17 protein-coding genes are annotated in these 14,958 nt (G+C 46.3%); 16 read left to right on the top strand and 1 reads right to left on the bottom strand.

Annotated features, from left to right (window positions below; genetic code table 11):
• Positions 1-116: 116 nt before the first annotated feature.
• The 3 genes from NST83_RS08890 to NST83_RS08900 all read left to right on the top strand — a co-directional run bounded on the left by NST83_RS08890 (position 117) and on the right by NST83_RS08900 (position 3,972).
• The gene (locus NST83_RS08890) at positions 117-1,214 is read left to right on the top strand and encodes a GntR family transcriptional regulator (RefSeq protein ID WP_137062516.1); all 1,098 of its coding nucleotides are present in this window, start codon (positions 117-119) and stop codon (positions 1,212-1,214) included.
• 353 nt (positions 1,215-1,567) lie between these two features.
• Positions 1,568-2,278, top strand: coding sequence for an L-ribulose-5-phosphate 4-epimerase (gene araD, locus NST83_RS08895; protein ID WP_137062517.1), 711 nt, complete (start codon positions 1,568-1,570; stop codon positions 2,276-2,278).
• Positions 2,275-3,972 carry a ribulokinase gene (locus tag NST83_RS08900; RefSeq protein WP_342417351.1) on the top strand — a complete coding sequence of 566 codons (1,698 nt, stop codon included), beginning with the start codon at positions 2,275-2,277 and terminating at the stop codon, positions 3,970-3,972. Before araD ends, NST83_RS08900 begins: the two co-directional genes overlap by 4 nt.
• A 175-nt stretch (positions 3,973-4,147) precedes the next feature.
• Here NST83_RS08900 and NST83_RS08905 read toward each other — a convergent pair whose 3' ends face one another.
• Positions 4,148-4,732 carry a helix-turn-helix transcriptional regulator gene (locus tag NST83_RS08905; protein ID WP_013370447.1) on the bottom strand — a complete coding sequence of 195 codons (585 nt, stop codon included), beginning with the start codon at positions 4,730-4,732 and terminating at the stop codon, positions 4,148-4,150.
• Between the two features lie 345 nt (positions 4,733-5,077).
• On the opposite strand from NST83_RS08905, the gene NST83_RS08910 reads away from it, so the two are divergent.
• The 13 genes from NST83_RS08910 (at position 5,078) to NST83_RS08970 (ending at position 14,849) form a co-directional block, all read left to right on the top strand.
• Positions 5,078-6,976: a nuclease-related domain-containing DEAD/DEAH box helicase gene (locus NST83_RS08910; protein WP_137062519.1), complete on the top strand. Its 1,899-nt coding sequence runs from the start codon at positions 5,078-5,080 to the stop codon at positions 6,974-6,976.
• A 287-nt stretch (positions 6,977-7,263) separates the two neighbouring features.
• Entirely contained in the window at positions 7,264-8,400 is a 1,137-nt protein-coding gene (locus tag NST83_RS08915) for a polysaccharide deacetylase family protein (RefSeq protein WP_342417352.1), read from the top strand.
• A 209-nt stretch (positions 8,401-8,609) separates the two neighbouring features.
• Complete coding sequence (locus tag NST83_RS08920; protein WP_342417353.1) at positions 8,610-9,035, top strand: phage holin family protein; 426 nt, start codon at positions 8,610-8,612, stop codon at positions 9,033-9,035.
• Positions 9,036-9,117: 82 nt separating this feature from the next.
• Positions 9,118-9,405, top strand: coding sequence for a Dabb family protein (locus NST83_RS08925; protein ID WP_250267997.1), 288 nt, complete (start codon positions 9,118-9,120; stop codon positions 9,403-9,405).
• A gap of 24 nt (positions 9,406-9,429) precedes the next feature.
• The gene (locus tag NST83_RS08930) at positions 9,430-9,870 is read left to right on the top strand and encodes a HepT-like ribonuclease domain-containing protein (protein WP_342417354.1); all 441 of its coding nucleotides are present in this window, start codon (positions 9,430-9,432) and stop codon (positions 9,868-9,870) included.
• Positions 9,871-9,878: 8 nt separating this feature from the next.
• Positions 9,879-10,526 (top strand): metalloregulator ArsR/SmtB family transcription factor, encoded by a 648-nt coding sequence (locus NST83_RS08935; RefSeq protein WP_342417355.1) that lies wholly within the window; start codon positions 9,879-9,881, stop codon positions 10,524-10,526.
• A 98-nt stretch (positions 10,527-10,624) separates the two neighbouring features.
• Positions 10,625-10,948 carry a YtxH domain-containing protein gene (locus tag NST83_RS08940; protein WP_342417908.1) on the top strand — a complete coding sequence of 108 codons (324 nt, stop codon included), beginning with the start codon at positions 10,625-10,627 and terminating at the stop codon, positions 10,946-10,948.
• Between the two features lie 203 nt (positions 10,949-11,151).
• Positions 11,152-11,967: a glutamate racemase gene (racE, locus tag NST83_RS08945; protein ID WP_342417909.1), complete on the top strand. Its 816-nt coding sequence runs from the start codon at positions 11,152-11,154 to the stop codon at positions 11,965-11,967.
• A 117-nt stretch (positions 11,968-12,084) separates the two neighbouring features.
• Positions 12,085-13,341: a M14 family metallopeptidase gene (locus tag NST83_RS08950; protein WP_342417356.1), complete on the top strand. Its 1,257-nt coding sequence runs from the start codon at positions 12,085-12,087 to the stop codon at positions 13,339-13,341.
• 137 nt (positions 13,342-13,478) lie between these two features.
• Positions 13,479-13,745: a hypothetical protein gene (locus NST83_RS08955; RefSeq protein ID WP_342417357.1), complete on the top strand. Its 267-nt coding sequence runs from the start codon at positions 13,479-13,481 to the stop codon at positions 13,743-13,745.
• 193 nt (positions 13,746-13,938) lie between these two features.
• Entirely contained in the window at positions 13,939-14,241 is a 303-nt protein-coding gene (locus NST83_RS08960; RefSeq protein WP_014280825.1) for a heme biosynthesis protein HemY, read from the top strand.
• Between the two features lie 23 nt (positions 14,242-14,264).
• The gene (locus NST83_RS08965) at positions 14,265-14,486 is read left to right on the top strand and encodes a DUF1450 domain-containing protein (protein WP_014280826.1); all 222 of its coding nucleotides are present in this window, start codon (positions 14,265-14,267) and stop codon (positions 14,484-14,486) included.
• A gap of 93 nt (positions 14,487-14,579) precedes the next feature.
• Positions 14,580-14,849: a hypothetical protein gene (locus NST83_RS08970; RefSeq protein ID WP_134910338.1), complete on the top strand. Its 270-nt coding sequence runs from the start codon at positions 14,580-14,582 to the stop codon at positions 14,847-14,849.
• Positions 14,850-14,958 lie beyond the last annotated feature (109 nt).

The following is a 14,958-nucleotide window of genomic DNA, read 5'->3' on the forward strand; positions in this document are numbered from 1 at the left end:
TCCGGCAGCTATACAACGATATCCTGCTCCTGTGACATTTGTATGTACAAATGAACGATATGCTATAATCGTGAAATACAAAAGGGTACACGATATTGCAAGTGACGGAGGAAATTATGGCGCCCAAATATATACAAGTTAAACAGGAAATTTTGTCATGGATTCATTCATCCAGGCTGGAGCCTCAAAGCCAGCTTCCATCTGAGCATGAAATGTCTGAGCAATTTGCGGTTAGTCGGCAAACCGTGCGTCAGGCGTTAGGTGAGCTGGTGCAGGAAGGTTGGCTGTTTCGCATGCAGGGCAAGGGGACCTTTGTCGCCACACGGGATAGCAAGCAGCCCGAGGACCCACGGACGATCGGGGTCGTTACGACCTATATATCCGATTATATTTTTCCGTCGATAGTGCAGGGAATTGAGTCCAAATTAAGTCGTCAGGGCTATAAGCTACTGCTGTCAAGCACAGGCAATGACCCCGAGCAGGAACGGCAGTGTTTGGAAATGCTGTTAAGTCAGCCCTTGAGCGGGATTATTATTGAGCCGACGAAAAGTGGGGAGCGCAATCCTAATCTGAATTATTACCTGACCTTGGAAAATCGCCAAATTCCTTATTTAATGATCAATGCGCGGTATGAGGAAATGGATGCGCCATGTCTGCGTGTAGATGATGAGAAGGGTGGATTTTTAGCGGCTGAGCATCTGATTAAGCTGGGACATCGGCGGTTAGCCGGGTTTTTCAAGACAGATGATATGCAGGGAATTCTTCGTATGAAGGGATTTGTGGCCGCCCACCGTAAATATGGGGTTACGCTGCATCCGAATGCAGTGACCACCTACCGGACAGAAGAAAAAAATGAGGTTCCGTTACAGCGTGCGTCTGCACTGTTGAGTATGGAGCCGGAAGAGCGCCCTACTGGATGGGTAACCTATAATGACGAGCTGGCTGTGCGTTTGTTGGACATTGTGCGTTCGGCGGGTCTGAGCATTCCGGGCGATTTGTCGCTGGTGGGGTTTGATGACTCTTTTTTGGCAACGGCAACGGAAATCAAGCTAACTACAATCCGCCATCCCAAAGAAGAACTGGGATTTCGCGCTGCTGATACAATATTGTCGATGATCGAAGAAAAGGGCTTCCGCGAAGAGGATCGCCAGTGGATTATTCCACCAGAGCTGATTATCCGTGAATCGACGGGTCCTGTTGCCAGTGACGTATAAGAACCCAATAAATATGGTCGAGTTTTTATTTGGATACATGTAAGGACAAGTTGGAGTAAATGTAGTTCTGACACCTCATAGCGTTTCGGCTTACCTACGTGCCTTATCGTACAGCCTGTTTTCTGTATTGCAGAAAATAGGCTGTTTTTGCTATATTTTTTCTGAAAACATAGACAGTTACGCAGTGAAAAAACGTATAAAAAAACACTGGCTAAGTTGTACGTACAAGTGTATAATGAAAGCGGAACCAAGGATAAGGGACGTTATGATCCTCTTGTGGTTTTCCATTTGAAGCTAGGTTTAGCACTTCCATTTCAGATTTCAGAAATGATAGTAAAAGGAGTGTCTTATACATGTTAGAACAATTAAAACAGGAAGTATGGGAGGCCAATCTGGCTCTTCCCAAGCATGGTCTGGTTACTTTTACGTGGGGAAATGTAAGCGGTATCGACCGTGAGCAGGGGCTGGTTGTAATTAAGCCAAGTGGTGTGGCCTATGAGGAGCTGAAAGCAGAGCAATTGGTCGTACTCAATTTGCAAGGCGATATTGTCGAAGGGGACCTTCGTCCTTCATCGGATACACCAACACATCTGGCACTGTACCGTGCTTTTCCACAAATAGGCGGTATTGTACACACGCATTCCTCTTGGGCCACAAGCTGGGCGCAGGCAGGACGCGCGATTCCTGCATTAGGGACAACACAGGGTGATTATTTTTATGGAGCGATTCCGTGTACTCGCGCGATGACTTCAGAGGAAATTGCCGGAGAGTATGAGCTGGAGACGGGACATGTGATCATTGAGACGTTTCAGGATATTAGTCCGGCGGATATTCCAGGTGTACTCGTTAATCAGCACGCACCGTTCGCTTGGGGGAAAAATGCCGATGATGCCGTTCATAATGCGGTGGTGCTGGAGGAAGTAGCCAAGATGGCGTACCGTTCCTTCGCGCTGAACCCGGAATTAACTTCCATGGATCAGGCGCTGCTGGATAAGCATTTTCTGCGCAAGCATGGAGCGAACGCTTACTACGGTCAAACGAAAAAGGAGGAGACACACAAATGAGCAAGTATACCATTGGTGTCGATTATGGAACAGAGTCCGGGCGTGCAGTCATTGTTGATCTATCTAACGGAGCTGAAATTGCCACACACGTAACACCTTATCGCCATGGGGTTATTGATGAAGTGCTACCTGGCAGCGGACGTAAGCTGGAAATGGACTGGGCGCTGGAGCATCCGGCTGACTATATTGAAGTGCTGACATCTTCTGTACCTGCTGTCATGAAGGAGACGGGAATTTCTCCGGACGACATCATCGGGATCGGCATTGATTTTACGGCATGTACGATGCTGCCAATCGATGCAGAAGGACAACCCTTGTGCTTTGACGAGAAGCTGAAGGATAACCCGCATAGCTGGGTAAAACTGTGGAAGCACCATGCAGCCCAGGATGAAGCGGATCGTCTGAATGAAATTGCCACACAACGTGGAGAGGCATTCCAGCCCCGTTATGGTGGTAAAATTTCATCTGAATGGATGATCGCAAAAATCTGGCAAATTCTGAACGAAGCGCCGGATATTTATGATCAGACAGATCGCTTTGTAGAAGCGACCGACTGGGTTATTTCCCAGCTTAGTGGAGAGCTGAGACGCAATCAATGTACAGCAGGCTACAAGTCCATTTACCATCATCGTGACGGTTATCCGGACCGTGAGTTTTTCAAAGCGCTCGATCCTCGTCTGGAAAATCTGACGGATACGAAGCTGCGTGGTGAGATTTATGACTTGGGTAGCCGTGCAGGTGGATTAACAGAGGACATGGCTGCAAAACTCGGGTTGAATCCGGGAACTGCGGTAGCCGTAGGTAACGTGGATGCACATGCGGCTGTTCCGGCGGTAGGTGTCGTGACACCAGGGAAGCTGGTTATGGCGATGGGAACCTCTATTTGTCATATGCTGCTCGGTGAGGAAGAAAAAGAAGTCGAAGGTATGTGCGGTGTTGTAGAAAACGGAATTATTCCGGGCTATTACGGCTATGAGGCTGGTCAGTCGGCGGTAGGAGATATTTTCGCATGGTTCGTTGAGCATGCTGTTCCCGGCGAGGTGAAGGAGCAGGCTGCGGCAGAAGGCGTGAACGTTCATGTGTGGCTGGAGCGCAAAGCGGCTGCGTACAAACCGGGCGAAACCGGATTGCTTGCACTGGATTGGTGGAACGGCAACCGTTCTGTGCTGGTGGATACGAACCTGACGGGTCTTATTGTCGGCTATACGCTGCTGACGAAGCCAGAGGAAGTGTATCGTACATTGCTGGAAGCAACAGCGTTCGGCACACGTAAAATCGTCGATGCGTTCCATCACAACGGCGTGCCGGTAGATGTATTGTACGCATGCGGTGGATTACCGCAGAAAAACCGTCTTTTGATGCAAATTTATGCGGATGTAACTGGACGGGAGATCAAAGTGGCGGCTTCTACTCAAACCCCTGCGCTGGGCGCAGCGATGTTCGCGGCAGTGGCTGCGGGAGCAGAAGCCGGAGGGTATGACGATATCGTCGAAGCAGCGCGCCATATGGCTCGTGTACGGGACGAGAGCTTCAAGCCGATCCCAGAGAACGCGGCCGTCTATGATAAGCTGTACGAGGAATACAGCCGTCTTCACGACTACTTTGGACGTGGAGGCAATCCGGTGATGAAGAAGCTGAAGGCGATTAAGGAAGAAGCCGGACGTTCTACACAAGCGGCAAGAACTCATTCTTAAAGAGATAAGATATCTAAAAAAGCACAGTGTGCCGAGAAAACGGCAGACTGTGCTTTCTTTGTTCTTATATTCCGTGATTTGCAGCAAGCGAAAGTCTTATGAAATGAAAGATGGTAATGCGTTCCTTTCATAGACTTTCAGGTAAAGTACAAAAGTTTAGTTTTAACGGACATTCTCACTTTTTCAGCATGGCATCAGCAAACAAAATGGATTTCGGAATACGGAAAAACTGTTCCGCCTGATCCTGGAAGGTTTGAGAAGGAACGGTACCCTGGTGCAACCATTTTCGGAATGTGCCGGGATGAACGCCAATCCAATGACTGACATCGGTCACCGAAATATCATGGACCATACATAGACCCGCCAAAATCCGGTTTTTGACCGGGGAACGAGTCACAGTCCGTTTCATAAAACGGGACGGTGATGGCTGACAGATGAGCGGTGAACGCCGGACAACCTCTTCATTAAACAGAATATGGTGTGGATACCCAAGTGTGTTACACGTTTTTTCCAGATTAGTGTTGCCGGGAATACGGCCCTCATATACCCACGCGCTGACGCTACGTGAGGAAATGGAAAGCTCCTCGGCAAGCTGAGACAGTTTAATGTCATTAGCCATCAAAACGGCTAGCAGAACACGGTTTCGTACTTGACAGCGTGTCGGCTTGCGAAAACGTTTGACGCGCACACCTTTTCCCAAATATTTGCGATTGATCAGAGACCACGCCTGAATGGAATGTTTATCTTGTTGTTTAGGCATATATCCTCCGATTTTTTTTAACCACATACTACTATACCCGAAGGGGGCTTTGCAAGTGACTCCCCTCCTGATTTTCTTTTAATCCCATGGGCTTAACCGGTTTATGGAAAATAAGGTCCATTTGACCTATGAAAAGAGGCGTTTAAGGGACCGATATATTAAATTATTATATTTATTGTGGAAATGGAGGAAATATGTTCTTTTTTTATGATTGTAAGGTTTATAAGAGAGAAATGGATAACTGTACTTCGCCCTTTGGAAAATATTTGATATACTATATATGTAATATGCTGTTGAAATCTATACATTACTGTGGAAGAACCGCGAAATGGAGAGACAGAACACATGGCTTATATGGTACCGGAGTATATACCGAAGAATGCGACAGCAGGAGAGCGACTTCTGTTTGAAACCTTAAAGAGATATTTACCTAGTGATTATATTGTTTATTATGAACCGGAAATTCGGGGACGACGACCTGATTTTGTTATTATCGGCCCGGATCTTGGACTCGTTGTTCTTGAAGTAAAGGATTATACGAAAAGCACGTTGCATCAAATTAATCAGGACGAATGGATGCTACATACCTCAGCCGGTGAGACACGAACGGTGAAAAGTCCGCTGAAACAGGCGCGGGACAATGCCCGACTTATTTCGGACCAATTGAAAAAAGACAAAAACTTACTTCAAGGTTTATCTGGTTATCTAAAGTTTTCCTATGGATACGGTACGGTATTTACACGTTTGAAGCAAGAGGATTTCATTAAATTAGGACTATACAATGTAATAGATCCTTCTTTTGTGCTGTGCAGAGATGAGATTGATACAGAAGACGAAGGATTTTCCAGCGAAACTTTGATGGAAAAGCTGTTTGGTATGTTCACGATTCAAAGCAAACGTCGTTATACCCTTACAGATGAGGACATTCAGGCTATCCGGTTTCATTTATTTCCCGAAGTACGGATTAGCGCAGAGTTCAAGGAACCTGTACCTTATCAGGATCAGTTGTTGCTATCTCTTCATAATATCAAAACCATGGATCTGCACCAGGAGAATATGGCTAAACAATTGGGAGACAGACATCGTCTTATTCGTGGCGTGGCAGGTAGTGGAAAAACGCTGGTTCTTGTCAGTCGGGCTAAGATGCTGGCTCAAGCCCATCCTGATTGGAAAATTCTTGTTCTTTGCTATGGTATCCCCCTATCTCGGACTCTCAAGCAGTGGATTGGCCAAAAAATGAGGGAGCCGGAAGATTTATTTGGTTTTGCTAATGCAGAATGTGAATGGGAATCTTCTAATATTGAAGTATATAACTTTCATGAATGGCTTGGTAGTCATATGCGGATCAAGGATAGTGCGATACCTGAGTTGCTAGAGAAATTGGACAAATCTGAAGCCATTGTTCCGATCTACGATGCCATACTCATTGATGAAGGACAGGACTTTGAACCAGATTGGTTGCGTTTGGTCAGTCATTGTCTCAATCCTGATACGAAGTCCCTACTGTTAGTAGAGGATCGGGCGCAATCTATTTTCAAAAGGAAGAATAGTCTTGTACAGGAAACGGGTCTCGATTTTCGGGGGAGATCGAAAATCCTTTCTATTAACTACCGAAATACGGCCCAAATTGTACAATTTGCTTGGGATTTTTATCGCAGCCATTCACAACTACAGAACAAGGTGCAAAGCGGCTCACTTGAAGGAGTTGAAATTATTCCCCCACAGTCAACCAAGCGCAAGGGACCTGAACCTATCTTCCGTAGATGCCGAAATATTCGCGAGGAGATGGATTTTATTATTAAATCTATTACATTTCTGCGTCAAGAAAAGGCTATTCCGCTTAATGATATAGCTATTTTATATAGGGTGCAGAACAGTTACAAAATCTCTTATATTAATGAGATCAAAAGCAGCTTACAGAAGCATCAGGTACCGTATACCTGGATGACTGAAAGCCGTGAATCCAAACGTAATTTTATAAGAGAAGAAGAGACGGTAAAAATATCTACTCTCGACAGTGCTAAAGGTCTGGATTTTCGTGCTGTCTTTATTGTGGCGATTGAGAACATGCCATTTAAGAGGGAAGAGGTTGAAGAAAGAGAGGTCTCTCTGCTATATATTGGCATGACCCGTGCGCTCGAATGGTTGTTTCTTACATATAGCGGAGAGTCCAAATATACCTTGTATCTGGATGAGATGTATAAGAGGAAAACGAAGAAAATCGCACCCAAGCAATCAGGTTGATGGGTCTCCAATTTATTCACAACTTTGTAACCTCGATGGTCGGGGAGATTGCGAGATTGTTGTCGAATTGTTTCACTATATTTACATACTATACTCTGGTAATCTATTAATATATATAGGTGGGACGGAAAGGCGTTCCGATTCAATCGGTTGAGATGCGTTTATGTTCTATATGTTTAGTGAATGTCTATATTGCCATGTCTATACCGTCATGTCTGTATAACTTCATAGACAAGCTAGAGATAGCTCCCGCACAATATAAAATACAGCACAGGATGGTGTAAGTAATGAAGTTTTTGAATGTAAAATGGATGGCTGTATGTTTGATGGCAATCTGTTGTTTGGGTCTGTTGGGCGTACATACGAATACGGCAAGTGCGCAAGCGAAGGCTCCTTTGCTGGGGGTCAATGATGTATTACTGGATTCGAATACGATTCGGCCAGTGATGGAAAATGACAAATTGTATGTACCTATCGTTACATTAGGTCAAAAGATGGGGATTTCCACTTCGGTCAGCGGTCGTACATTGCAGTTGACGGGACATAATCGCAGCTTTACGCTGGATCTGACCAAGGGTGATGTTTTTGAGCGCGGAGGACGTACGATGGTGCCGATTCGCACCTTGGCGGATGCCTTCGGTTTTACCATCACGATACCTTCAAGCAATCTATACCGAATTCAGAATGCGAATGCAAGCTTGTCTGATACACAATTTTTGAACAAATTTGCCGCAGAAATTAAACAGTATGTTGCTGTGAAGCCAGGGAAATCTGGCAATACAGGAACTAAGGGGAACGCTTCCCCATCAAGCCGTACGATTTATTTGAGCTTCGATGACGGTCCTACGGCACATACCTCACAACTGCTAGATATCTTGGATAAATATAATGCCAAGGCGACTTTCTTTATGTTGGGACCGGAAATTCGTCAACATAGTGCAGTTATGAAGAGAATGGTAGAAGCGGGTCATGGTTTGGGCTTGCACGGCATGACGCACCAGGTGAAGAAAATCTATGCTTCTCCGGCAGCGGCGCTTGGAGAAATGAATCAGGATAATGAGATTTTATTCCAGGCAACAGGACAACGCACTTCTTTAATTCGTACGCCTTATGGCAGCAAACCGTATTTGAATAAAGCATTTCGTGATCAACTGACGGGTGCAGGCTATCATATTTGGGATTGGAATGTAGATTCCAACGATTGGCGTTATACCAAAAATCCAGAGCATTTTGAACAGAGCGTTCTGCGTGATATTAAAAGATTGAAAAAACAAGGCAGAACACCTGTCGTTCTTATGCATGATAAGCCATCTACGATCAAGGTTCTTCCACAGATCATGGCAGCTTTGCAGAAAGAAGGCTATTCGTTCGAACCGTTAAATGGCAATTTGACTCCACTTAATTTTTGGAATGATCATCGTTAATTGAATAGCTGTCAGAAAAACAGGCTACCCTACTTTATTTTTTGAAGAGGGGGGTCTGTTTTTTTTCGTGTTTGCACAGAAAATCATGAGGTTTAACAGCTTGTTTTATATGAATCTATGAATTCTTATCCCTGTTCAGGTCATATGACTTTACGGGTTGCCACGTCGCTGCATATATTGCAGTAACCGTCCCGAGAGGAGGAACAGGTATGAATATTAACCCGGCAATGTTTAGTATGTTTTGTGCTACCACAGGTGCCATTATTACATTTGCATTTGGCGGCTGGAATCAGTTGATGGTGCTGTTCACAGTTGCGATGGCTGTTGATTATGTGACAGGAGTTGCCGCAGCGATTAAGACAGGACAAGGCTTGAGCAGCAAAGCCGGTTTTTGGGGGTTGATGAGAAAGGCTTTGATGCTGATGGTGATTTCTTTGGCACATCATATGGATCTTCTGATGGGCACCGAAATCATGAAAGGGGCGGCGACGTATTTTTATTTATCCAACGAATTAATCTCTATTACAGAAAACTGCTCACGCATGGGCTTGCCGCTTCCACCAAAGCTCAAGAATTTTTTTGCTTTGCTGAAGGACAAGGAGTCTGGTGGGAAAGATGGTGGGAAAGATCGCTAGAATTATAAAGCTTCTTTCCGTATGTGGGGCGTTATGATAAAATTTTGAAGAGAACATTTTAAAAGATAAGGAGCCTATACGTATGATTAAACATATTGTTTTGTTCAAATTGAAAGACCGCTCCCCTGAAAGCATTGAGCATACGGCATCCATTTTGCGGAGCATGAACGGTAAAATCAAAGAACTTCTGTCACTCGAAATAGGTACGGATGTGATTCGTTCGGAACGATCTTATGATATTTCCCTTACGGCTGTTGTCGAAACACTGGAGGACTTGCAAACGTATCAGGTACACCCTGTGCATCAGGAGATCATTGTACACATGAATGAAGTGAAGGATGTATCGATCGCAGTAGATTATGAAATTTGAAGCGGTTACGGGAGGTGCAGGACCTTGTATTATGTCAACCGGGAGCAAATTGAGCTTCGACTCGGTGCCGTTCCCGACATTGTTGCAGGACTCCGCCGCATAACGGCCGCTTGGAACGGAGATTTGTTGCAGGGGCTGGTGCAGGAGCGCTGTCTACATCTGGCGATTGAAACGGTAACAGATGTAGGGAGCTATATCATTGACGGATTTATTATGCGTGATGCGAGCAGCTATGAGGATATTATCGGTATCATTCATGAAGAGGGCGTGCTGAATGATACCGTGTTTAATCCGCTGTTGGAACTGGTAGCTTTGCGGAAACCCTTGGTGCAGGAGTATTTCGATTGGGACCGGACGAGCCTTCATCCGCTTACACCTGAGCTGCCTGAGCTATTGGAGTGTTTTGTATCCAGTGTGCATGACTATTTAAATAAGGAATTGGGTCCGCAGCCCGAGGGAGTGTAAAGGCTAAAGTGAGGGATAAGCATATCGTACCCGAAATGCCCACCAGGCGCATGATTATGACATTGTTGAAAACGAAGGGACCTGTGGGTGTCGGAAGCTTGGCGGCTCAATTGGGCATTACCGAAATGGGGGTGCGCAGACACCTCAAATTGATGGAGCAGGATGGTCTCATCGTCGCTACAGTAGTGCGGCAGGCGATGGGACGTCCGACGTTTTTATACAGTCTGAGTGAGCAGGGAAGTGAGCAGTTTCCTCGGAATTATGATCATTTGTTGCTGGAACTACTGGAGGAACTGGATGAAGAGCAGGGAATGGAAGCCGTTTACTCTCTGTTTGACGGTAGAAAACGCAAAATGATGAAGCGTTACGCTCCTCAGATCGAAAGTGAGACCACGCTGGCTTCACGTGTGGAAAAGCTTTCCGGTATTCAGAACGCCTCCGGTTATATGGCGGAGTGGCGGGAAGAAGAGGACGGGAGCTACTCTATTGTGGAATACAATTGTCCGATTTCTCAAATTGCAGGCCGTTACCGCAAGGCTTGTGAATGTGAGCAGCAAATGTTCGAGGAGCTGCTTGATGCCGAGGTTGTCCGTGAGGATTGCCTAGCGGATGGAGGACGTTGCTGCCTGTACCGTATCCGGTCCCGAAAAATGTAGGAACTTTCACGGCTTGTTCGCTGTGTCATGACAAGCTCCCCGTGCTTATAATGCATTAACAGATGGGCATTCGCCCGGGCACAAAGGGAGAGATGATGATGAAAGAAACCCACAAAAGCTTTATCCGTGGTGCGGTGGCAGGTAGCATTGTCGGTTCGCTGGCTGCGCTGCTGTTTGCCCCCAAGTCAGGTCGTGATCTGCGTCAGGACATAACGGAGCAGGCACGTCTTGTCAGTGATAAGGGGCAGGAACTGGCCGGTAAAATTACAGATGTCTCTATTGAGTATACGGATAAAATTAAGGATACGGCCTCAGCGGTCATTCATGAAATCGGGCAATTTCGCAAAAAAGGCGAAGTTCTTCCTGAGGTCAGCATTTCATCCGCCCCTGTTCAAGAAGATACGAAAAAGGATTCTCTGTAAGCAGCTTCTAAATGAATACATTATAACTGAATATGGATTCGCTTTGAGGCTTCTCCTGTTGGGATGGAGCCTCTTTGTTGATCGCTTTATCTTTTTCGGGTAATATTTGGGGGTACCTTTTTCTTGATTACAACATAAGGTAAGTAGCAACGGATCGCTTCCCGAGAGGGAACGACTCATACTTGAACAAAAAAGGAAGCGGTATGTACGTGCAGCAAGCGATTGCAATATTGGATTCCGGTGTAGGAGGTTTGACGGTTGTTAAAGAAGTTATGCGGCAGCTTCCACGGGAAAAAATCATTTATTTTGGAGACACTGCGCGCACCCCGTATGGACCTCGGCCATCGGAAGAAGTTAAGAAATTTACAGAGCAAATGGTTGATTTCCTGATTCAATTTGATCCGAAAGTCATTATTATTGCCTGCAACACGGCAACAGCCGCGGCATTGGATTATATTAGCCAAAAGGTATCCATTCCGGTGATCGGAGTGATCCACCCCGGGGCACGTGCTGCAATCAGCGCAACAGCCACCGGGCATGTCGGGGTGATTGGGACTGTCGGTACGATTCGAAGCGGAGCCTATACGGCTGCGCTGAAGCAACTATCCCCCTATGTAGACGTGGTGAGTCATGCTTGCCCTTCGCTTGTTCCTTTGGTGGAACAGGGATTGTTCCGTTCAGAGACAACAACAGAGGTTGTAGAGGAGACATTGAGACCGATTCAAGCGTACCCGATTGATTGTCTGATTCTTGGTTGTACGCATTATCCTTTTTTGAAGGAAACGATTCAGGAAGTGATGGGCCCCAACGTGAAGCTGATTAGCTCCGCAGACGAAACGGCTCGTGAGACGAGTACGATTTTGTATAACAAGGGCAAGTTGGAAGCCGGGGATGAGACACCAGTGCATCAGCTTTTTTGTTCTGGTGATCCAGAATTGTTCCAGAGTATTGCAGCACAGTGGCTCGGGGAGCAAATTCGTCAAACGCCTGTTGTTTGGCAGGTCACCCATCTGGATTGATGATACAGCCGATTTTTTTGTCATGGGACAAAAGAATCGGCTGTTTTGGTATTCGTTACATCAAGACACGCCGCGTCTGCATAACATGCAGTAAGACAGATGGAAGGGGCGTAGAAGATGAGGGAATATATCGTACAAAAAGGAGATACTTTGCACCGGGTCGCCTCGGCTTTTAAATTATCGGCAGATACATTGATGGCAGACAATCCGTGGGCTGCCGCGCAACCCTATCTGATTTGTGGTCAAGTGCTGTACATTCGTCCGCCAATGGATCGTAAATACGTTATTCAGCCCGATGAGCATGTCAGACAGATTGCCAAGCAGTTTGGTGTGGAGCTTGATGAACTGCGGCAGGCCAATCCCGAGCTTGCGGAGCATGATTTTGTGGAAGGAAAAACCATTATTATACCTGACAACCATCAGGATCAGATTGTACGCTTGCGTGGAGAGTATGGATACGAGGACTTGAGAGAAGATCTTGCGGCCCTGGCTCAAAGGTATCCGTTTATTGAAGTGGGTAGCATCGGCACCAGTGTCATGGGAAAAGATATCCCCTATGTACGCATTGGACAGGGACCGTTGAAAATTCACGCCAACGCCTCCGTACATGCCAATGAATGGCTGACGACGCCATGTTTGCTGCGTTTTGTTGAGCGATATGCGCAAGGGGTCGACAGTATGAATGGAAATGAAGGGGGGGAGCATCATGATGAACGAGAGGATCCAGGCGAGGCTCCTCTATGGATATATGGAGTTTCTCCACAGACTTGGCTAAACCGTACCTCCTTATGGGTAGTTCCCATGGTTAATCCGGACGGGGTGGAACTGGTTCAACAAGGTGTCCTTCCGTCTCATCCCCTGTACCATGACTTAAGAAAGTGGAATGAAGGCCGTGCTGATTATCGTGGATGGAAGGCTAACATTCGCGGTGTGGACCTTAACGATCAGTTTCCGGCGTATTGGGAGGAAGAGGTACGCAGACGTGGTAAAACAAGCCCGTCCAGAAGGGATTATGCGGGCCCTGCGCCTTTGTCTGAGCCGGAGGCTAAAGCGCTTGTCGATCTGACGGAGCGGGAACGGTTTGATATGGTGTTGTCCATACACAGTCAGGGACAGGAAATCTATTGGAATTACCGGGATTTGGAGCCAAAGGAGAGCCGGGACTGGGCATCACGGCTGGCGGCTGCGACAGGATACCGGGCGGTAAAGCTGGGGGGCAGTGATGCTGGGTATAAGGACTGGTTTATACAGCGCTTTGGTAAACCTGGTTTTACCGTTGAAGTCGGGCTTGGTGTAAATCCGCTGCCTATGCGTGATTACGACGATATTGCGGCAGAGGTGGGCATGTTAATGGCAACGGTACTGTCGTGGTAAAAGGGTCGACCTGAAACGCCATGGTTTATCAGTACGTATTAGGAGGAGCACGCACGTGTTTTTACAAGTGTTCCTCTTACATGTCCCTTTATTGGGGGATATATACTTAGGAGCATTGGAAATGGAGTGAACAACCTATGAAGTGGAAAAGATTACTGTCTCTCCGTCAATGGTCACATGTGTTTCGTCGCATGCCCCGATTGATTACTTCGTCGAAGATTCCAATAAGTGAAAAATTGCTGTTTTCCATCCCTGTATTGCTCTATTGGGTGTTGCCAGATGTCATGCCCTTTATGCCTATTGACGACATTGGGGTGACGCTGCTGCTGATGAACTGGTTTGTGACCCGCGCTGAACGTAAATATCCCGACGTGCTTGAGAAGCAGCACGTACGTGTCCGGTAGGAATAAAAGCTTATGAATTTCGTGATTGCGATTTTTCGCATTTTTCTTTACAATAGGAATATTGCCTTTCTAATATATAGAGGCTATTTTGTAGTTTATAGTTGTTGAATTTACCTGTTAATTGGTGTGGCACGGATATTCATACTCCAATGGACCACACTTCATTTGATTAATATCAAGGAGATGATAGTTGATGAATTGCAAAATTACTCGCAACGCAGCTAAAGTATTGAAGCTTGAATTGGATAAAGAAGAAAACCAAGGGAAGAGCCTGCGCGTTGTCATTACTCATTCCCATGGAGACCATGCTCATTACGGGCTGGATTTGGACACGCCTAAAGAAACGGATACCGTCGTATCAACGGATAAAGGCATTGATGTTATTTTGGAAAACGGCCAGCCGTTGCTGGATGGTGTAAAAATTGATTACTTGTACTTCCCCGAAGAAGGCTTTGTCATTACTAACCCTTCCCAAGGTAATCACGGCGATCACTAAGCCGGAGCACGGAGGGATGACAGATGGCCAATGATATTCGCGTATGTGATGAATGCAATCATATTCGCTTGAAAACGATCTTGCCCAAGCTGCAAAAGATGGCACCGGATGCGGAGATCAAAATCGGTTGCAAATCGTATTGCGGTCCTTGTGGAAAGCGGGCGTTTGTATATGTGAACGGACGTTATATAAGTGCAGCTACAGAGGATGAAGTATTGGAGAAGGCTGCGCGTTTTATAAAATAATTCCAGTGCGCAGCATTCACAGCTTTGTATAGTTCCCCTTCTTCTGATCCATGCTAATGGATGCAGACCACTGCCCAGAAGGAGGAGTGACTCATGGCCCAATATGATTCCAATCTCGACAATCACAGTGTCGAGGCCCAAACGCAAAACTCGGTGGACAAGCTTCACCATGCCGTATCACAGGCATTGTCACATCCGGCTGAGCAACTGATTGAGCAGGCGGAGCAGTCCCGTACTCATGCGGAGCATGCCATAGAGCAGGCGAAGGACAGCCTTGGCGACGATGCGGTAGAGGTTGCCGAGGAAATGCTTGGTGAAGAGACACAACGGCTGGAGCAAGCCAAAAAAGCGTTGCGCCCATAAGCATTCGTAAATGTAAATGAGCGCGGTTTACTAGCTCAAGAATACAAAAAGCCCGATCATCAGCATATTGCTGCTTGATCGGGCTTTTCTTGTTGGTATTAACTTTCCG

The sequence above is a fragment of the Paenibacillus sp. FSL R10-2782 genome (genome assembly GCF_038592985.1).
GTDB lineage: Bacteria > Bacillota > Bacilli > Paenibacillales > Paenibacillaceae > Paenibacillus > Paenibacillus terrae_C.